The 20,669-nt window shown below is 44.8% G+C and carries 14 protein-coding genes; 7 read left to right on the top strand and 7 right to left on the bottom strand.

Annotated features, from left to right (window positions below; translation table 11 throughout):
• Positions 1-64: 64 nt before the first annotated feature.
• The 7 genes from KDN43_RS00580 to KDN43_RS00550 form a co-directional block, all read right to left on the bottom strand.
• The gene (locus tag KDN43_RS00580) at positions 65-1,894 is read right to left on the bottom strand and encodes a glycoside hydrolase family 13 protein (protein WP_238867766.1); all 1,830 of its coding nucleotides are present in this window, start codon (positions 1,892-1,894) and stop codon (positions 65-67) included.
• Positions 1,895-1,899: 5 nt separating this feature from the next.
• Positions 1,900-3,999, bottom strand: a complete 2,100-nt coding sequence (locus KDN43_RS00575; RefSeq protein ID WP_238867765.1) for an alpha-amylase domain-containing protein — start codon at positions 3,997-3,999, stop codon at positions 1,900-1,902.
• A 92-nt stretch (positions 4,000-4,091) separates the two neighbouring features.
• Positions 4,092-5,129, bottom strand: coding sequence for a SusF/SusE family outer membrane protein (locus tag KDN43_RS00570; RefSeq protein ID WP_238867764.1), 1,038 nt, complete (start codon positions 5,127-5,129; stop codon positions 4,092-4,094).
• Between the two features lie 15 nt (positions 5,130-5,144).
• Positions 5,145-6,731, bottom strand: a complete 1,587-nt coding sequence (locus KDN43_RS00565) for a RagB/SusD family nutrient uptake outer membrane protein (protein WP_238867763.1) — start codon at positions 6,729-6,731, stop codon at positions 5,145-5,147.
• Between the two features lie 13 nt (positions 6,732-6,744).
• Complete coding sequence (locus KDN43_RS00560) at positions 6,745-9,702, bottom strand: SusC/RagA family TonB-linked outer membrane protein (protein ID WP_238867762.1); 2,958 nt, start codon at positions 9,700-9,702, stop codon at positions 6,745-6,747.
• A gap of 501 nt (positions 9,703-10,203) precedes the next feature.
• Complete coding sequence (locus KDN43_RS00555) at positions 10,204-11,244, bottom strand: GNAT family N-acetyltransferase (RefSeq protein ID WP_238867761.1); 1,041 nt, start codon at positions 11,242-11,244, stop codon at positions 10,204-10,206.
• 22 nt (positions 11,245-11,266) lie between these two features.
• Entirely contained in the window at positions 11,267-12,091 is an 825-nt protein-coding gene (locus KDN43_RS00550; RefSeq protein WP_238867760.1) for a 1-acyl-sn-glycerol-3-phosphate acyltransferase, read from the bottom strand.
• A 273-nt stretch (positions 12,092-12,364) separates the two neighbouring features.
• Between KDN43_RS00550 and KDN43_RS00545 the strand changes: the two genes are divergently transcribed.
• From KDN43_RS00545 to murD, 7 genes are all read left to right on the top strand, one after another.
• The gene (locus KDN43_RS00545; RefSeq protein ID WP_238867759.1) at positions 12,365-12,817 is read left to right on the top strand and encodes a division/cell wall cluster transcriptional repressor MraZ; all 453 of its coding nucleotides are present in this window, start codon (positions 12,365-12,367) and stop codon (positions 12,815-12,817) included.
• Positions 12,818-12,837: 20 nt separating this feature from the next.
• Positions 12,838-13,746: a 16S rRNA (cytosine(1402)-N(4))-methyltransferase RsmH gene (rsmH, locus tag KDN43_RS00540; RefSeq protein WP_238867758.1), complete on the top strand. Its 909-nt coding sequence runs from the start codon at positions 12,838-12,840 to the stop codon at positions 13,744-13,746.
• Positions 13,747-13,929: 183 nt separating this feature from the next.
• Complete coding sequence (locus KDN43_RS00535) at positions 13,930-14,262, top strand: FtsL-like putative cell division protein (RefSeq protein ID WP_238867757.1); 333 nt, start codon at positions 13,930-13,932, stop codon at positions 14,260-14,262.
• Positions 14,263-14,282: 20 nt separating this feature from the next.
• On the top strand, positions 14,283-16,481 hold the full coding sequence (locus KDN43_RS00530; protein ID WP_238867756.1) for a penicillin-binding protein: 2,199 nt from the start codon (positions 14,283-14,285) through the stop codon (positions 16,479-16,481).
• Positions 16,482-16,496: 15 nt separating this feature from the next.
• Complete coding sequence (locus KDN43_RS00525; protein WP_238867755.1) at positions 16,497-17,957, top strand: UDP-N-acetylmuramoyl-L-alanyl-D-glutamate--2,6-diaminopimelate ligase; 1,461 nt, start codon at positions 16,497-16,499, stop codon at positions 17,955-17,957.
• 29 nt (positions 17,958-17,986) lie between these two features.
• Positions 17,987-19,246 carry a phospho-N-acetylmuramoyl-pentapeptide-transferase gene (mraY, locus tag KDN43_RS00520; protein WP_238867754.1) on the top strand — a complete coding sequence of 420 codons (1,260 nt, stop codon included), beginning with the start codon at positions 17,987-17,989 and terminating at the stop codon, positions 19,244-19,246.
• Between the two features lie 2 nt (positions 19,247-19,248).
• Positions 19,249-20,589, top strand: coding sequence for a UDP-N-acetylmuramoyl-L-alanine--D-glutamate ligase (murD, locus tag KDN43_RS00515; protein ID WP_238867753.1), 1,341 nt, complete (start codon positions 19,249-19,251; stop codon positions 20,587-20,589).
• Positions 20,590-20,669: the final 80 nt, after the last annotated feature.

Genomic DNA, 20,669 nt, shown 5'->3' with positions numbered 1-20,669 from the left:
TTTAAAAATTAATATTTTCAGTGTGGTAGATTGGGTTCACACACCTTTAGAAACCATTGCTTGGTTATTCTAGTATAAGCACATCTTTCGGGGCGAGTGTCAGCGTTTCACCAAAAGTGACTGTTTTTCCAGAAAGGAGCTCCTTCCAACTGCTTTTGCCTTGTATAGACTCAGCATAACGGCCAAGGTCTATTGTGACCTCTCCTGACGTGCCGTTCATCACTACCAACACTTTCTCATCATTCAAAAACCGTTCATAGACATAGACACCTTTTTGGAGCACGTAATGTTTCATACCACCGCTGGATATTACCTTTTTCCCTTGTCGCCAGTGCAAAACTTTTTTTAGAAAGTCGAAAGCTTCGTTCTGGATGTCATCGCGTCCTTCACGGGTGAAATGATTTGTCGTATCACTGGGCCAGCCACCTGGCATATCGTGCCGGATGTCCCCGTCGCTGCGGCTTTTATTGCCGTGCATCAGTAATTCGGTGCCGTAGTAGATCTGTGGGGTGCCAGTCATGGTAAGCAGGAAGGTGATCGCCTGCTTCCAGGCTGAGAGATCTAAAGGATACTCTTTCAGGATGCGGTCTGTATCATGGTTATCTAAGAAACGGAGAACGTTGCAGATATCGGGATAGATGAAGTCGTAGGTCATGTGATCGTAGATATTGTGCAGCCCCCCGTTCCACTCGGTAGTTTCTTCGAAGAAGGCTGTGTGTGACAGTCCCATGAAACGGAAGTCCATCACCGATTTGAGGTGGGTGTTATTTGGGTTGAGGGGGCTGTCTTTCTGCCAGAAAGCTGTTCCTATGGTATTGTTCAACCACGCTTCTCCCACGATATTGAATGATGGATATTCTTTATAGACAGCATTGCACCAGTCGGCCATCATATCGTAATCGGCGTAGGGGTAGGTATCCTGCCGGATGCCGTCCACCCCGGCATATTCGATCCACCAGATACTGTTCTGGATGAGGTATTTCGCCACGTGCCGGTTGCGCTGGTTCAGGTCGGGCATGGTGGGCACGAACCAGCCGTCGGTCATTTTCTTTTTATCGTATTCCGAGGCGTAGGGATCGAAATACATCTCTTTCATGTGCGAAGTCTGCACATATTCACCCATGTTGTTGAACCAATCGTGTGAGGGCACGTCTTTCATCCAAGGGTGATCGCTGCCGCAATGGTTGAAAATCATGTCCATCACCACCTTCATCCCTTTGTCATGAGCGTCGCTTATCAGTTGACGGTACTCCTCGTTGGTGCCGAACCGGGGATCCACGCGGTAGTAATCGGTGGTGGCGTATCCGTGGTACGAACCGCCCTCCATGTCGTTCTCCAGCACCGGGTTGAGCCAGATGGCGGTTACGCCCAGGTCGGCAAGGTAATCCAAACGGTCGGAAATACCTTTCAGGTCGCCGCCGTGGCGGGCATTGGGGTCGTTGCGGTCCACCTTGTAGGGCATCCGCATAGCAATTTGGTCGTTATCGGGATTGCCGTTGGCAAACCGGTCCGGCATGATCAGGTAGAGCACGTCGGACGAGTTGAAACTTTGTATGTTCAGCCGTTCCGGGTCTCGCGGTTTGAGTTCGTAGTTATGGGTAATTTCCCGCTTTCCGTTGGTAAAAACGATTTCGAACTTTTGCGGAGCACTGTCGGAAATATCCAAGTACAAAATCCGGTAGTTGGGGCTTTCCAGCGTAACCGTCTCTTTCAAGTACACCCCTTTTGCCGTGACCGCGGCCTTATACGATGCGATGTCCTTGCCGGAGACCATCAGCTGCAGCTCGGTTTCCTGCATGCCGCTCCACCAGAAAGCGGGTTCGACCTTTACCTGTTGGGCTTGCAGCGCACAGGTCAGCGACAGGAGCAGGGAGAAAAGTGTTGTCCGTTTCATAGTGTCTATTGTATTAAATCCGTCTCTTTAACCCAAATGCTGTAACCTCTTGCCGGAGCGGAAAATTCAGCTCTCCCGTCCGCCTGTACCGTAATTTTTTCCGTTGTATCCAGCACGTTTACTAACCGTTGTCCTGTCCAGTCGGAAAAACCCTGTGCATTGACCGAAACCCACATGGATTTGGTCTCACCGGCATGATTGTTCAGCACGATGATTGCTCCGTCTTTTACTCCGTTCCCCTGTCTGCGGGCAATATATACATTTCCCGTATGTGCGGGGGGATAGGGGTTGCCCGATTGGCTCAATACGGTAATAACACCTCCCAGATAATTTTTACGGATCTGGATCAATTGCCGTATGCTGTTTTTCAGCCATTGGGGTGCGGTTACGGTGGCGCTGTTTCCATGCGCATCCTGTTGTGTGATAGCGTAAAAGTGAGGATAAAAGACGCAGGGTTTTCCTTCATGCGTAAGGATATAGGCGTATCCTAAATGAAAGTCTTTCGTGACCCATTTGTCATGCTCTTTTCCCGTGTCATGATTGTCTAAAAATGTGACGACCGAGGTGCCCGGTAAGGAGTTTCCGTTATTATTCCTGACCATCCCAGCATGATTTAGGTTTGCCATGTCGAAGGAGCCGTCGCCATTGCACATTGCCGTTAATGTATTTTTCAAGGGGAAATCAAAAGCGTCGACATCCGCACCTAAACCGGCTACGGTGTTTACCCAGTCCTTTATCCTGTAATCGGCTCCCCAATATTCTCCGACAATAAAAGGCTGCTTGCCGTTTACCGCGGGGAGGTTGTTCACCCAATCCGCGACAAAAGATTCCTGAAATCCGCGGACAAAATCCAATCGGAATCCGTCGAACCCCACCGTATTGACCAGCCATACCCCCCAATCCTTTAATCGGGATGCAACAACCGGGTCAAATGTATTCAAGTCGTTTCCGAAGAATTTGGTGTTGGTAATAATCTCATCGGAGCCGTAACCTCCCAGCCAGTCATTTGCATCTGCCGGATGAAAATGATTGTAATGCCAGGCATAATTTGGTTCTCCAGTGCCCGTATGGTTTACATAGGATATGTGTGTGTTGGTTTTTGCTTGAAGAGTTGAGGAGGCGAGGTTATTTCCATTATGCCAAACAGCCGCAGGATAGTATCCTGACATGGAACCGGCATTTACCCATTGCATCGGATTTCCTGTTTCCCTTTTGGCCGTCAAACGAATTTCGATTTCGTGTGCAGAAGGGACGGTTATTTTATATTCGTCAATATCGGACGAATGTCCTATATGTGCCCTTACTATTTTACCCGAACCGGGAAAAATATTGTAGCTGCCGTTTCCGTTGTTCGGTTCGTTTTCCCATTGATTGCTTTCCGTTACAGGGCTGTTGTCCCATCTGATCATGACGTCATATCCCCTTTCAGTAACGGAAGAGTTCCACGGTAAGCCGTATCCTTTTATTTGGATATAATAATCTCCGGGCGTTGCGTCGGGGATAACCCAGCGGATTTCGTCGGCGGGATAGGGCTTGTGTTGTTCTTCGTGCGCTTCTCCAAAAACATAGGCTTTAACGGCGGGATTTACTTCCTCATTGGTGTCGTTCGAATATATATGGTTTAATACGACATCCGCATACACCTCAATTTTAGGGCCCTCATGCATCGCGGCAATCATCTGCTCCAGTTCCGAACGGCTGCCGAAACGGGTTTCTGTGGTTTCCCTTTGGTAGTAGTTCCCCAAATCGTAATGGTCGTAAATGCCGTAGCCGTTATCTATAATTCCCCAATTTCCTTTTGAGGGACTTGGAACCCATATTCCGGAAATCCCACTGTTTTTCAGATCGTTTGCCTGGTTTTTGAGCGTATTCCACCAATTCCCGTTCTTGTTTATTTCATCAACCGGTACGTCCCAATAGAAGGCTTGCATCAGGACATCGTTGAGGGTGGAGTTCTGCGTTGAACGTATTTCACTTGTCCCCATGTTTGCCTTGTCAAATCCATCGGATATGATCTTATCGTCAGAACAGGCGTTTGAAGATATGAACAGAATACTGAAAAATAAAGAGAACAGGAATATGCGTTTTACTTTTAAATACTTCATAGAATTAGTTTTATTGTTTGTATTTTGGGAGAATCAAAGAGGTCGGGATAATCCGAATATCTCATTTTACCCCGACCTTGATGCGGTTAAATTTAATTGACGGTTCCCGTTCCGCTATTGAAATCGAGTGTTACCGTTTTCCCGGCACCCACGTTCACGCGCGGTTCCTGGTCGTCGCCGTTGCCGCGGTATTCGATTTTCCCATCGCGTAGGATGAACTCCATACGCCACCAATCGCCACCTACACCTGCCGCCGAAGAATTAGCATATATTCTCAAATCGCCGCTATTAGCGGTTGTAATTTTCATTTCATTGCCATCGGCAGTAAACGGATATTTGCCCGTATTCCATCCGCCAAAGCAATCGCCCATACCGTAAACCTGCGCCGGTTCGATGGTAATGGTGTTGATAGTGTAATCGATGAGCACAATATAGAATCCTGCTTCTGAAACAAACGCATTGCCTCCTTCAGTTGTAAAGCCGACATCTTTACCCAATGAGAAGAAGTCTCCTCCCCAGTCTTTCTTTGTGTTCCACTTGAAACCGTCACCAGGGTTGGCGAAATGCCGTACCGCCCAGAATTTACCCGCATGACCGTTTACCGGTGTCATTTCTACTATCTTCGGATTGCCCCAGTCCCATCCACCAAAAGCCTGACCGATCATATATACAGCATCGGGATAGACAGGTTTGAATGGAGTTACTTTTAACTTAATGAGCTCGGAAGTTACTTTATATTCTGAATAAAGAGAGGCCTCCACGAAAAAATTGACATCTGCGGCTTTGCCCGGCTCCAAGCCCGCGGCAATCAGCAGTTTGTTCAAATCTTCCAATTTAACGTCAAGCGAGTCGGCAAATGCGGAAGAAACCCTTTGAGCATCTTTATCTTCCCCTGTTTTCACATAGAGCGTGTATTCAGGTGCAGCAGGTACGCCTAAATCGGCTTTTTTCCATTTAAATGTGGTTGTGCTCTCCAGGTTATCCAACTTGATGACGATGTCATCATGCGCCGCCAGCACCGGTTTTCCAGCTTGTTCCGCGGGCAGCACCCGATACATATCCTGTTCCTTTTCACAGGAGAAGAGTAGTACCGTTACAATGAGAATTATAAATAAATTTAATTTTTTCATTATATTGTCTCCTTATTAGTATTTGTCGTTTTGTTTCAGCTTGGGATTGGCCAGCAGGTCTTGCGACGGCAGCGGGAACAGGTTGTAGTGGTCGCTCACGGCACGTCCTTCTTTCACGCCTCCTTTCCATTCCCAGATGTACGCCGAGGAGGTAAACTGGTTGTATCGGATCAGGTCTGTACGACGGAAACATTCCCAGTAAAGTTCGCGGGCACGTTCGTCCAGTATGTCCTGCGCCGTCAGGTTTGCCACATTTTTGCTTTGGTTGCCGAAAGCCCGTTCGCGCAGTTTGTTGAAATATTCTACCGCTAAATCCATCGAGCCGCCCGTTCCGCCGCGGACCACCGCTTCGGCGTAAATCAGGTATTGCTCTGCCAGACGGAAAAGCGGGAAATCATTGTCGGCGAATGTGATGTCCGATCCGTAAACTGGTTTGTCTTTCGTCGATGCCGAAGTAATGTTCCGGTATTTGTAGGTTTGTAATCCGTTGTCCTTGTCACTCGGATCGCTACCCAACGAGGGATTCTCTCCCACAAAGAGAAAACGCTTGTCTCCCTCATCGAATTTATCGATAAACTGCTTGCGAACCATGTATCCGTTCCAGTTGGCGTTGCTAAATATCCCGTAATGGATGAGTTTGTCAGCATATTTGACTTGATATTCGTCTCTTGATCCGCCATTGATCAGGAACGTGACACCCCCATTTACCCGGCTGCTTTGACCGTCGTAGGCAATGGGAAGAATCATTTCGGGATTGTTCACGTTGTTATCGGCCAGGAACAGATGTTCGTAGTTCTTATGCAGGTCATATCCGGCGTCAATCACTTTTTTGCTGTAGGTGATGGCTTCCGTCCACCGGGCCGTGCCGGTATAAACCTCGGCGTTGAGGTAGATGCGGGCCAGGAGCGCCCAGACGGCGCCCATGTCGGCTCGTCCGTATTCGTTGGCGCGTGCCTCTTTTACTCCTTGATTATTGGCCAAGTCCAACAGCTCGTCCTCGATATACTTAAAGAGGTCGGCACGCTGTATCTGATCGGGCAAAATGCCTAAATCATCTTTCTCGGTCACAAAGGGAGGATTGCCGAAGTTGTCTATCAATACCCAATAGGCAAATGCCCTCAAGAAACGGGCTTCTCCGCGGAAGTAGTTGACTTCGTCCTGTTGTGCGCCGTAGTCTCTTCCATCGGTGTTTCGAAGAAAATCGTTGGCGTACATCACTTGTAAGATGCACTTGTCGTATAAACCGATTGTGAACGAGGCGGTGGGGGTGAATTTGATATAGTTCAGTTCAGGGATACCCGCATCATTCCAGCGGCAATGCGCTTCATCGGTGGGCGTTTCCTGATGGTTGAACCAGTTACGCAGGAAATCGGCATTCTGGTCTTCCCGCAGGCCTACGATGTCGGGTTTCCCGCCCGGCCCTACCTGACCCGACAAAGTATAAGCGCCATATATTTTGGCGAGGGCTTCTTTGGTGCCGTCGAAAGTGGAATAGACCACCTCGGAGGTTGTGTCATTTGCCGGGAACCTGTCCAGGTCGTCGAAGCAGGATGTTAGCGCTATGGCAACAACCGTTATAATATATATAATATTCTTTTTCATACTATTTAGTCCATTAAAAGTTAAGATTCAAACCCAGCGTGAATGTCCTGGCGTTGGGATAAAAGTTGTTGTCGATGCCTCCCTGAATTTCCGGGTCGATACCGGTATATTTTGTCCAGGTAAATACATTCTGTACCGTACCGTTCAAGCGTAATCCGACGCCGTTGGCAATTTTTCCGAAATCATACCCCAGCTGGATATAATCCATCTTTAAGAAAGAGGCATTTTCCACAAAATAGTCCGACACCATTTGTTGTATATGGAACAAAGTATTTTTAAGGTCGGTGGAGCTGTTCATCAAGAAACTGTTGGGGTTTAATACCTGCCCTAACGTTCCCAAGTCGAAGTTCGTGTTGTTAAAAATATAGTTTCCCACGCTGGCGCGAAGCGAAGTGGCCGCCGTCCATTGTTTATAGGTGAACGAGGTGTTGAAACCCATATAGTAATCGGGCGAGGAGGAGTGGAAGTGATACCGGTCCTTGTCGTTGATCACACCGTCGCCGTTGAGGTCGGCATACCCGTAATCAATAGGTTTCCCTTCAGGGGTATAAAGCTGTTTGTAAACATAAAACATGCTCGGCCTGTATCCCACGGAGTGTATCATTGCCTGATTTCCGGAACCTCCCGAAAGATCTCCGAAAATGGCACCTACGTAATCGGGATTTTCATCATTCAGCGTCAACTGTGTAATTTCGGATTTGTTATAAGTAAAATTGAGTCCTAAATCCCAACGTATCTCCCGGTTGTCAACGGCCACGAAGTTGATGTTCGTTTCCACCCCTTTGTTGTTCATTTTTCCTATGTTCTGTACGATGCTGTTGATAAAATTACCTCCCATGGCCAGCGGCGTGTCGTTCAACAGGTCTTTGGTGTTCTTATTGTAAAAGTCGATGCTTCCGTTGATGCGGTTGTTGATGAATCCGAAATCCAACCCAATATTGGAAGTGGTTGTCGACTCCCAGCGGCGTTTTGAATCGTAACCGTCGGGGCGGTACATGTTGTAAAACTTGTCCCCTAACTGAACACGTGCGGTATTTTCGGAATAGCTGTATTTTGCCAGATATTCGTAATTCCCGATCTCTTGCTGCCCGGTAAGCCCCCATCCCAAACGAAGTTTCAGGTTGGAGAGTGTATCCACATCTCTCAAGAATCCTTCCTCATTAATTCTCCAGGCAAATGCTAGTGATGGGAACGTTCCCCAGCGATTATCTTTACTGAACCTGGAAGAGCCGTCTCTTCGGACTGTTGCGGTAAGCATATATTTGTCCAGCAGGTTATAGTTGGCGCGGGCATAAAACGAAATCAGCGTATGCTGCGGTTTGTCCGTTTCAAAGGTGGGTCTTGTTTTTTCGGTCGTCCCGTCGAAGTAATAGACCGGATAGTTGTGGTTGGTTGTCAGCCAGTCCTGATAACTGTATCCGCCCATAAGTTCCAGCCGGTTGGCGAAATTTAGTTGCTTGGCGTAGTTGAGATAAGCTTCAAACAGTAAATTCCTGTTTTCCTGCTTATACTTTGAACGCTCGCCGCTTGGCTGCCCTTTCGTATAGAAGGCGGGTGACCATGGCTGTGTAATCACATCTCCTTTACCTCTGGAAATATCATAACCCATGTTCACATTGACATGTAAATCGGGAAGGAAGTGCAGCTTGTAATCCAATTGAATGTTTCCCAGGCTGCGAACCACATCGCCTTGATCGTCTTTCCCATATAGCAAAGCCACCGGGTTTCGGGTGGCCATCGTATTTAAATCTCCCGACGGATACATCCATGCCCAGTATCCGTTGAGCTCGTTAAATCCGTCGGCCGTAACGGGTTTGGTGGGATCCATGCGCAAGGCGTTTCCAATGGCACCCCCGTCAGCAAAGCGGGAGTGCGAGTATGTGCCTTTCAGGTTCAGGTTGACTTTCAGGTGATCGTCAAGTAACGAAGGATTAAGATTTAATCCTGCCGTGGTACGTTTCACATTGTCGGTTTTCAAGGTGCCGTCCTGGCTCAGGAAGCCGACCGAAACGCGGTAAGGGAATGATTTTCCCGCGGTGCCGCTTATGTTCAGGTTGTTGTCCGTAGTAAAGGCCGTGCGGTAAATCTCTTTCTGCCAATCGGTATTGGCCGTGCCCAGCATATCGGTATATTTTTTATCGGCATACGGATTGTTTGTTACCAACTCCCGGAATTCGTCTCCTGTCAGTACCTCGATACGTTTGGCTACCGTGCCTAGCGAGTTTTGGGAATTGATCCCGATATTCACTTTCCCCGATCGTCCTTTCTTGGTGGTGATGATGATGACCCCGTTGGAGGCACGGGAACCATAAATAGCGGTTGCTGAGGCATCTTTCAAGATGTTCATCGTCTCGATGTCGTTGGGGTTGATCATCGATAAAGCGTTGCTCGATCCTGAAATAACTCCTGTCTCCACAGGCATTCCATCGATTACGATCAGCGGATCGTTGCTGGCATTCAGCGATGCACCGCCGCGGATGCGAATTGTAGCGCCGCCCCCTGCACGTCCGCCGTTGGAGGTAATTTGTACGCCGGCAACCTTCCCTGAAATCAATGATGCTGGGTCAGTAATCATCCCTTTCTGAAAGTCTTTTTCAGCAATTGTCGCTATAGAACCAGTCAAGTCGGTTTTTCGGGCTGTTCCATAGCCAATCACGACAACCTCCTCTAATAGTTCAGTATCTTCTTGCATGATTATGCTTATGATGTTTCTGTTATTAATGGAAATTGTTTGTGTTAAATAACCCACATAAGAGATTACAAGGGTTCCGTTACCCGGAGCCTGAATGGAGAAGTTTCCATTGTAATCCGTTACCACACCCGATGTTGTTCCTTGCAAAAGAATACTGGCGCCAACAATAGGTTCGCCGGTAACATCTTTTATCGTTCCACGCACATTTATTGTCGCACCTGTTTGGGCGTTAGCCGATAAAATCATTAGCATGCCTGATAACATTGTTGTCAGGAACACTTTAATAGTTTTTTTGAAATTTACATACATATTGCTAACATTATAAGATTAACTGAATAATAATCACTTACATATAACTACGGAAAAGATTAGTAAAAAATGTAATGTTGATGAAACTTTTTCAATATTTTTCATTTTTACTTCTGCTACAAACAATATTTCGGTAAATGTTTATTTAAACACCTGACAATCAGAAAGAAAGATCTCAGAGCTTCGGCAAAGTCTATTCTGCTGAAAATTAATGTATTACATGGAGTTTCGATACTTTTTTACCGAACTACTAATACAAATATAGATCAACATATATGTAATACTACTGAAAAGAGCTTAATTAACTACTCATGGGTGTGCAAACGATTGCATTTTCAGGTATATGGGTTAAAATATCAGTTATTTACCTTGTTAATGAACAAGGTGAAATAAGGGTGATTTTTGGGGTAACCGGATTAATTCAGTAAAGAATTTTCCAGAAACTGATGTTCTTTTTATTTTTCTACCTTTTTAGGGTTCTGTCGGTTTCCCTTCTGCTTTTGATTTTGGCATTATCACCTTCCTTTTTGTGGAATTGGAAGTTATTCGTCTTCTTAACTTCAAAAGGAAACGCTTACTGGGATTGCTTTTAAGGTACGATTCGATGTGACGTGCGCGCTTCTCTTCCAGAATCTGCTCTATTTCGATAAGGATTCCTGATTCTTCTACATCGCCAAATTCATCGTTCACGGCCGTACCGAAGAAACGCATGGTTGGCGAGAGGCTCATATAGGCATTGATAAGCGGAGGAATATTGTAACCGAGCAAACGCACCTCTTTATTTAGGATTCTGTAATCTTCGCTGAATTTTTTTCCATGGAAAAGATTACTCATCCTTATCATGTTAGTATCCGTTTTAAGAGGCTCTATTGGTGTTACAAGTTTCTGTTCATCAGGAAAATGTTTGTTAAGGAAATAGAGTATCATGTTGCGGGCATCTTTATTGTATGTGCCGTACATGGTTACCTTACCGAAGAAATATTTGATTCCAGGATCTATGACTGTCAGAGCACCCAGTCCGTCCCACAGGTTGTCGAGTGCAAAAATGCCTTTTCTGCCCAGTAGTGTTGATTGATACTCCAGCGAGACAAACGAACGTCCAAGTTCAACTGTGCTTGGAAGGAACTCTTTTATAAACTGTTCTGAGAAATTGTAGAGGTGAGCAGTAGCGAGCATAGGTTTGCCGTTCTCATCGAATTCGACATCAGAACCATAGATAAAACGGTAACCACCCAGTATCTCTTCATTTTCGGGATCCCATACGATCAGCTGCCTGTAAGGCACATCCATTGTGTCGTATCTGTCTATGTCGGCCTCTAACCCTGTTCCGCCACCGTAGTGACGAAAGGCAATCTCACGTAGCCGCCCAACTTCCTTCATAAGGTTTGGTGAGTCGTGAGCCGTGAAAACGTATATTTCGTTGTTGGCCTTGTTGGTGGCCCTTATTCGTTTTTGAACGGTCAGTTCACTTTTTATCAGATTTTTGTCTACCGGGTCTATTATCTTTTCCATATTTATTATAAAATGGTTTTTGTCACTCCATGGAGTAAACCGCATCCTTTACATATTGTGCCCACTCAGCAGGTGTTTTGGACTTGTCAAACATCTGCCGGGGGATAGGTTTGCCAAACGTAATTGTGAACGTTTGTTTACTGTTTTTATACATCTCGTCAGGCAGGTAGATCAACTCTATATTGAATTTCATGCCGGAAAATTTACGCAGATTCGCGAAATTGTAAAAGAAATTGGAATTTTTTCCGGCAAAGTGAACGGGAATAACATCTCTTTCATACTCCACCGCTTTTACAATGAAATTTTTCATCCATTCCAGGTCTCTAATCTTTCCCTTTTGTTTTCTTGAACACAATCCGGCAGGAAAGGTTATGATTTGATTGTCCGACGCATAGGCTTCGTTTATTGCTTTTGCTGAATCTTTTGCCTGTGAACCGTACTTGTTGATTGGAATAAAAATGGGCTTCAGAGGTTCAATATAATATAAAACATCGTTTACCAGATACTTGATCTTCCCATTATATCTTTCGCCTAATAACGCAGAGAGGCAAATACCGTCGAGACCGCCCAGAGGGTGGTTCGATGCAAAAATAAATCTGCCTGTCTCAGGAATATTCTCTTCCCCTTTGGTGTGCAAGTCCAGATTGAACTCATTATCAACAAGGGCACGCATGAATTCTACCCCTTCCAGACCCTGGTTCCGTTCAAGAATACCGTTGATGTCATCCTGGTGAACCGTACGCTTAAGATAGTTTATAAGAAATTTTGGAATTTTACTGTAATATTTGCGCGCTTTGTCTTTTAAAATGCTGTCAATGTCTATTCTAAATGCATTATTATGACTCATTCCATTGTTCTCTACTTTTTATTTGACGCAAAAATACAAAAATAGTAGGTAAAAGATTGCAAACAATACAAAAATCTTATTTTCAATAATATTTGAGAAAAACCTTCCGACTTGCTCTTTTTACGAAAAGGCAGATAATCAATAGCTTAATATATTTTAGGCACCTGTTGATAACTTTTTAAGAAAAAATGGTGTAGAAATGTGGGGAAAAGTGGTTTATTTTGTACTTTTACGTCGTTGAAATAACAAAGATTGCTTGAATTTGTAACAAACATGCTACAGTTTCTAGGAAATATCGAAGCAAAAGCAGATGCAAAGGGGCGAATTTTTGTACCTGCCATTTTTCGTAAACGCTTACAGAGCGAGGGCGAGGAGTTTCTTGTGCTTCGTAAAGATATTTTCCAGGAGTGCCTTGTGCTCTATCCCGGGAGCGTTTGGGAAAAAGAGATCGAGATGCTTCGTGGCAGGTTAAACAAGTGGAACAGGGAGCAACAGCAGATTTTTCGCCAGTTCGTACTTGATGCCGAAAGGCTTGAAATGGATGCAAGCGGTAGGGTGCTTATACCCAAACGTTACTTGCAGATGGCCTCTATCGAAAGCGATATACGTTTCCTTGGAGTTGATGAGACCATTGAGATTTGGGCAAAAGACAAATTGGATAAGCCGCTTATTGAGCCGGAAGAGTTCTCTTCGAAACTACAGCAGCTTATGGAGCGAAATTACTGACCGCGTAATACAAAGTAAAGATGACAGCTTATCATATACCGGCATTGCTTAACGAAAGCTTAGAGGGATTGAATATCTGTCCTTCCGGAGTATATGTTGATGTCACCTTTGGCGGGGGCGGCCATTCCAGAGAAATACTTGATAGGCTTGGGAAGAATGGGCGGCTTATTGCCTTTGACCAAGATGAAGATGCTGCAAAAAACATTATTGATGACCGTCGCTTCACGTTTGTAAGAAGCAATTTCCGTTTTTTAAAGAATTTCCTTCGCTATTACAATGTGGAGCAGGTTGATGGTATACTGGCCGATCTGGGTGTGTCGTCGCATCACTTTGATGATTCAGAGCGAGGGTTCTCGTTCAGGTTTAAAGGTGGCCTGGATATGCGGATGAACCGCAATGCCCCGAAGAAGGCTGCTGATATCCTTAATGAGTATTCGGAAGAGCACCTTTCGGATATTTTTTTTAAATATGGGGAGTTAAAGAACGCACGCAGGATAGCCTCGTCTGTGGTGGAATACCGACTTGCAAAAAAGATAGAAAAGGTGGAAGACCTGCTTACAATCATTGAGCCGTTCACATTTCGTGAAAAAGAAAAAAAGATTCTTGCAAAAGCTTTCCAGGCTCTTCGTATTGAGGTGAACGGCGAAATGGAAGCGCTTACCGAAATGTTGATGCAGTCTCTGCAGGTCCTTAAGCCAGGGGGACGTCTTAGCGTGATATCATACCACTCGCTGGAGGATCGTCTGGTGAAGAACTTTTTCAGGACAGGTAATTTTGAAGGGGTGCAGGTCAAAGACTTTTATGGCAATCCCGACACTCCCTTTGAATTGATCAACAGGAAGGTGATAGTCCCATCGGAAGAAGAACAGCATCAAAACCCCCGCTCAAGAAGTGCAAAGCTGCGTATTGCAGAGAAAAAACAGGTATAAGCAAATGTGACTCCCGCCCGGAAATAAAAATGACTGTTAAGAGTAAGGCATCCATAATAATAGAGCAAGAGGAGTGGTAATAGAGCAAGAGGTGTGGTAAATGATTTAATTGGAGCGAAGACTGAAATTAAAAAATCGTATAAAGATCAGATGGAGATCGTATAAAGATCAGTTTAAAATGAAATGAAAATAAAGTTCGATAACATACGCAAATCGTTTGTCCATGTTTTTGGAGGAAGCGTTCTCACTGAAGATCTCTTCCTCAAAAACATGAGATTTATTCTCATTATCGTACTAATAATGTTTCTGTTCATAAGTCACCGTTATACGGTACTGCAGAGAATGTCTGAAATAGAACGGTTGCAGAAGGTGCTGACCGATGTGAAATATGAGTCGCTGACAATCTCATCGAGCCTTACTGAAGCAAGCAGGCAGGGAGAGATTGAACGGCGGGTTGAGGAGGAGGGGCTGGATCTTAAGGTGATTAATGAACCTGTCTATCACATAGGTAAATAATTCATCTGTTCATTCGGAAAATGAAAGAACAAAAACAGAAAAACAAAAAAGGTATTCTTGCAAGGTACGGGCTAATTGTGACTGTACTTATGCTGTTTGCTTTTATGGTCATATTCTCAGCTGCAAAAATAGCGTTTACCACAGAAGGGAAAAGGTGGCGTGAAGTAGGTGAGAAAGAGACAGTAATAAGGGATCGTGTGATACTGCCTAAACGTGGTAATATATATACTTGCGACGGAAAACTGCTGGCTTCTACCGAGCCGCTCTACAGTATATATATGGATTTCTGGGCCGATGGTATTGAAAAGGATACACTATTGAAATATGTGGGTCCCCTGTCGGCAGCCCTTGCAGGGAAGTTTCCGGATAGGTCTGCTGCGCAATATAAGGGCCTGATCATGAATGGATGGAATATGCGCGAAAAGGAGGAGCGCCAAATACGTGATAATGAGGCGAAAGGGATTGACAGGAAGGTTTCTCTACGCTCTCGTTATGTGAAAATATTGCGCAAAGATATATCTTACGTCGACCTTAAGGAAATTCGCACTTATCCTTTCTGGAATAAACGCTCCAACAAAAGCGGACTTATAGCTGAAGAACGCAATGCACGAAAAAAACCATTCGGTAATCTTGCCACACGTACTGTTGGAAGTGTCTATAAGGACCTGGAAAAAGGAGGTGCAAGCGGTTTGGAGTTGAAGTACGATTCGTTGCTTAAGGGCGTTCCCGGAGTAAAGTTTCGTCAGAAGATTCATGGTAAGTGGATTGATGTGGTGGAAAAACCGGCCAAAGAGGGATGGGATATCGTTACAACCATTGATGCTACCATTCAGGATATCACCGAGCGTTCACTTCGCGATAAACTTATTGAAACCGAAGCTGAATCGGGTACTGCAATCATAATGGAGGTGAAGAGCGGAGAGATTAAAGGAATTGTAAACTTAGACAGAATGGGTGGCGGTAGTTACGCCGAAGGAAATCCAAACGCGTTCTCATATATGAACGAACCAGGCTCTACTTTCAAAACGGTATCGGCAATGGTTGCCCTTGATGATGGTGTTGTAACACCCATCGACTCGTTCTATGTGGGAACAGGCCTTTTTCAATATAACAAAAGATGGGTTAGAGACCATTACTGGCGACGTGGACGTGACCGCGGTTATCTAACGGTTGAAGAAGGGTTGGCAGTCTCATCAAACATTGTGATGAGTAAAATGATTTTGAAGGGATATGAAAATAATCCTGCTAAATTTGTAGAGGGAATAGACAGGATAGGACTCAGGAAGCAGCTTGCCTGGGATGTGCCGCTTAGCGGAATAGAGGGCACTTCATCCATTCGCTTTCCTGATGATAAAAGTAATTACTGGTCAAAGACAACACTTCCATGGATGTCCTTCGGGTATGAAACGCAAGTTCCTCCTATCTATATGCTTATGTTTTATAATGGTATTGCAAATGGCGGGAAGATGATAAAGCCCTTTATTGCTAAACAGTTTATTGAAGACGGAAAAGTGATAGAGAATATTGAGGCGGAAGTGGTGAATCAGAAGATGTGCAAAGAGACAACCCTTGAGCAAATACACCGGATGTTGAGAGGAGTGGTTGATGAGGGAACCGCAAGAGTTGTGGCTTCAGACTACTTTAATATTGCCGGGAAGACTGGAACGGCACAGATCGCTTCCGGTGGCAGGTATAGCGATTATTATGTCTCCTTTTGCGGATATTTTCCTGCCGAACAACCCCTTTACACAATTTTCGTCGGACTCAGAAAGCCAAAGGGGGTGCCGTCGGGTGGAGGTATGGCAGGTATGGTATTTAAAAATATTGCTGAGCAGACCTACCTGAGGAAAGTGAAGCTGACAGTAAATGATTGTGATGTGGATTCTGCACTGATAAAGAATCCGGTGCTGAAAAACGGCAACTGGGATTTTAACCTGGCCCTGCTGGATGCATTGAAGTTACCCGCAGGTGATCTTTCCGAAGCAGCTGGTTGGGTAAAGATGAAACAGAATAATAAAGTATATGAACCGCAACCGCTTGCTTTAAAAGGTTCTTTAATCCCTGACGTACATGGGATGGGTGCCCGAGATGCAGTTTACCTGCTTGAAAAATCGGGACTGAGGGTCCACCTGAGCGGCTCGGGGAAAGTAGTGTCGCAGTCGTTCCCGCCAGGACAGAGACTGGTTAAAGGAACAACAATTACTATTATATTGCGGTAAAAATTTTTATGAAGTATGAGACTGAATAAGTTGATCGATAAATGCAATGTTATTGCCATTCGCGGCAATGCCGGGACGGAAGTCGATTCCATTACATCCGACTCCCGTAAAGTGAAACAGGGTTCTTTGTTTATCGCGGTTGAGGGAATTTGTACCGATGGACACTCCTACATAGGTAAAGCAATAGAACAGGAAGCTGCGGTTGTGGTTTATGATAAGCCGATGATAGAGGAGTTCTTCTCACGTGTTACCTACGTGCAGGTAGAAAACAGTGCCGAGGCACTGGCACAGATAGCATCGGAATGGTACGGGAACCCATCACAACAGCTTAAACTGGTGGGTGTAACAGGCACCAACGGGAAGACAACCATCGCGACACTGTTGTATAAGTTGTTCCGCAAACTTGGTTATCCCGCAGGGTTGCTCTCAACAGTTGCCAACTATGTGAATGATGAGCAGTATGCAACTACTCACACCACACTCGAACCGATTACTCTGAATGCCTTCCTGAAGAAGATGGTGGAAGCAGGTTGTGAATATGCCTTTATGGAGGTAAGCTCTCACGCAATTCACCAGAAAAGGGTGCATGCACTTAATTTTGCAGGTGGCATCTTTACAAACCTGACACAGGACCATCTGGACTACCATAAAAATATGCTTGATTACCGCAACGTGAAAAAAGCATTTTTCGACAGCCTTCCAGCTGAAGCTTTCGCGTTAACCAATATTGACGACAAGAACGGGCAGGTGATGCTGCAGAATACTTCTGCTGCCAAATATACCTATTCGGTTAAGAATATGGCTGATTTCAAAGCACGTATTTTCGAGAAGCATTTCGAGGGTACTGATATTGAGATAAACGGCAAGGAGCTTACAGTGCAGTTTGTTGGCGTTTTTAATGTTTATAACCTCCTGGCAGTGTATGGTGCAGGCATCCTCCTGGGACTATATCCCGACGATGTGCTGCGCGTACTCTCTTTACTTAAGTCGGTGGCAGGGCGATTCCAGACAATCAGCTCACCCCAAAAAATTACAGCAATTGTTGACTATGCCCATACACCTGATGCACTTTCTAATGTATTGGATGCAATACATGGAGTGCTCGACAAAAAGGGACGGGTAATCACAGTGGTTGGTTGCGGCGGAAACCGCGATAGGACCAAGCGGCCTCTTATGGCCCGTGAGGCGCTAAAGCTCAGCGATAGAGCTATATTTACCTCCGATAACCCAAGGTTTGAAGAACCTGAAGCAATACTTCAGGATATGCTCGACGGACTTTCTGAAGAGGAAAAAAATGGTGTAATTACTATAGTGGACCGGAGAGAGGCAATAAAAACTGCCTGTGCCCTGGCACAGCCGGGAGATGTGGTTCTTATTGCAGGAAAGGGGCATGAGGATTATCAGGAAATAAAGGGTGTAAAGCACCATTTTGATGATAAGGAAGAGGTGGAGAAATTATTCTTCCCGGCTAAATAGCCTAAACTGTAAAGCAAATTTCTAATTGTATGTTATATTATCTTTTTGATTATTTAGATAAACTCGATTTTCCAGGAGCAGGTATGTTCCAGTTTGTGATGTTCCGCTCTGCAATGGCTGCAGTGACGTCGTTGCTGATAAGTATTTTTGCCGGTAAACGAATTATATTTAGGCTGCAAAAGAGACAGATAGGTGAAACAATCCGCAACCTTGGACTTGAAGGGCAATACAGTAAGAGGGGAACACCTACCATGGGAGGGATAATAATAATTATATCCATACTTGTATCGACTCTCCTATTTGGAAAGCTTGAAAATATTTACATCATACTAATGCTTGTTAGTACAATATGGTTGGGGACACTCGGCTTTGCCGATGACTTTATAAAGGTGTTCAAGAAGGATAAAGATGGATTGAAAGGAAAATTCAAGATTATTGCTCAGGTGGGATTGGGACTTATTGTAGGACTTACCATCTATTTCAGCCCGGAAATTGTTGTGCGTGAAAATACCGAGATACGAGTGAATAATATAATCGAAGAGGTGACTTATAAAAATGAAGATGTAAAGACTACCAGTACGACTATTCCTTTCGTAAAAAATAATAACTTCGATTATAAGTGGCTTGTAGGCTGGATGGGGCAATATGCCGACGAAGCGGTATGGATTGTATTTATTCTTATGGTGATACTTATTGTGACTGCAGTATCAAACAGTGCAAACCTAACGGATGGACTTGATGGGCTGACCTCCGGATCTTCGGCTGTAATAGGTGTGGCGCTTGGAGTCCTTGCCTATGTATCGGGACGTGTCGATTTTGCATCCTACCTGAATATCATGTATATACCCGGTGGCGATGAGCTTATGGTGTATGCTTCTGCCTTTGTGGGTGCGTGCGTGGGGTTCCTATGGTATAATGCATACCCGGCACAGGTCTTTATGGGCGACACGGGAAGTTTAACCCTGGGGGGTATAATTGGCGTTTTTGCAGTGTTGATACATAAGGAAATGCTACTTCCTATCCTTTGCGGCGTATTTTTCGCGGAAGCACTTTCTGTGATAGCACAGGTAACATATTTTAAATTTACGAAGAAAAAATTTGGTGAAGGCAGGCGTATCTTCAAGATGACTCCCTTGCATCACCATTATCAGAAGCCCGGCAATGGAAGTATCAACGCAATTATTCAAAGGCCGCTGGTACCACTTGCCGAGCCCAAGATAGTAACCCGCTTCTGGCTGGTAGGGATGATCCTGGTTGTACTTGCATTGGCAACGCTTAAAATGAGATAGTTATGACAACAACACTTGTATGTGTTCTGGGTGGTGGCGAAAGCGGGGTGGGCTCCGCAATACTTGCTCAAAAAAAAGGATTTAATGTGTTTCTATCTGACAACGGCACGTTGACAGACGAAAACAGAGAGACATTAATAGCATATGGAATTGATTACGAAGAGGGAGGACATACCGAAGAGAGAGTTTTTCAGGCAAACGAAATAATTAAAAGTCCTGGTATTCCCGACACGGCGCCCCTGATACAGAAAATTTTGTCTAAAGGTATTCGCGTTATCTCGGAAATTGAATTTGCAGGCAGGTACACAAACGCAAAATTGATCTGTATCACCGGAAGTAACGGAAAGACCACCACAGCTAGCCTGATATATCATATTTTAAAATCTGCCGGATTGAACGTCGGACTGGGTGGTAATATAGGGCAGAGCTTTGCACGACAGGTGGCCGAAGAGAATTACGACTATTATGTTCTGGAATTAAGCAGCTTTCAACTGGAGGGAGTAAATAATTTCAAGGCAGATATTGCTGTACTTCTGAATATCACACCAGATCATCTTGATCGCTATGATCATAACCTGCAGAGCTATGTGAATGCGAAAATGCGGATCGTTAGGAATCAGAAAATTGATGACGCGTTTATTTACTGGATTGACGACCCTATTGTTACTAAAGAGATAGAGAGGCTGAAACCGGAAGCAACACGCTATCCGTTTGGTGAAGTAAAAAGAGAAAATGTTGCTGCCTATACAGAGAACGGCAGGTTATATATTCACGCTAAAGAACATCTGTTCAATATGGAATTGGAACTACTGGCCCTGGAGGGCATTCATAATGTGTATAATTCAATGGCATCAGGGATTGTTGCAAAATTAATGGATATCAGTGATGAACAATTGCGCAGGTCGCTGTCCGATTTCAAAGGTGTTCCGCACAGACTCGAAAAGGTGGCTTCCGTTCGTGGCGTTTTGTATGTGAATGACTCTAAAGCTACAAATGTGAATTCTTGCTGGTACGCACTTCAGAGCATGCGCTCGAAAACAGTGTTGATTCTTGGAGGTACTGACAAAGGAAATGATTATAGCGAGATAGAAGAGGTGGTGCTATCAAAAGTGCGGGCATTGATATTTCTGGGGAAAGATAACAGTAAGCTTCATGCCTTCTTCGACGGAAAAATTAATATTATACGTAATGCAGGCTCAATGAAGGAGGCTGTAGATATCGCTTATAAACTTGCTGAAAAGGGAGATACGGTTCTGCTGTCACCTTGTTGTGCCAGTTTCGACCTGTTTAAAAATTACGAAGACCGTGGAGATCAGTTTAAGGAGTGCGTAAGAAGACTTTAGTCTATGAGTTTATGGATTAAGTATAACAAATAGAAGCAAAAAATATGCACGGTTTGCCAGAGCGGACCCGCAATATCACG

The sequence above is a fragment of the Proteiniphilum propionicum genome, from assembly GCF_022267555.1.
GTDB classification, from domain to species: Bacteria; Bacteroidota; Bacteroidia; order Bacteroidales; family Dysgonomonadaceae; genus Proteiniphilum; species Proteiniphilum propionicum.
The sequence above is the reverse complement of the archived record's forward strand: the minus strand, read 5'-3'. Positions and strand labels throughout refer to the sequence as shown.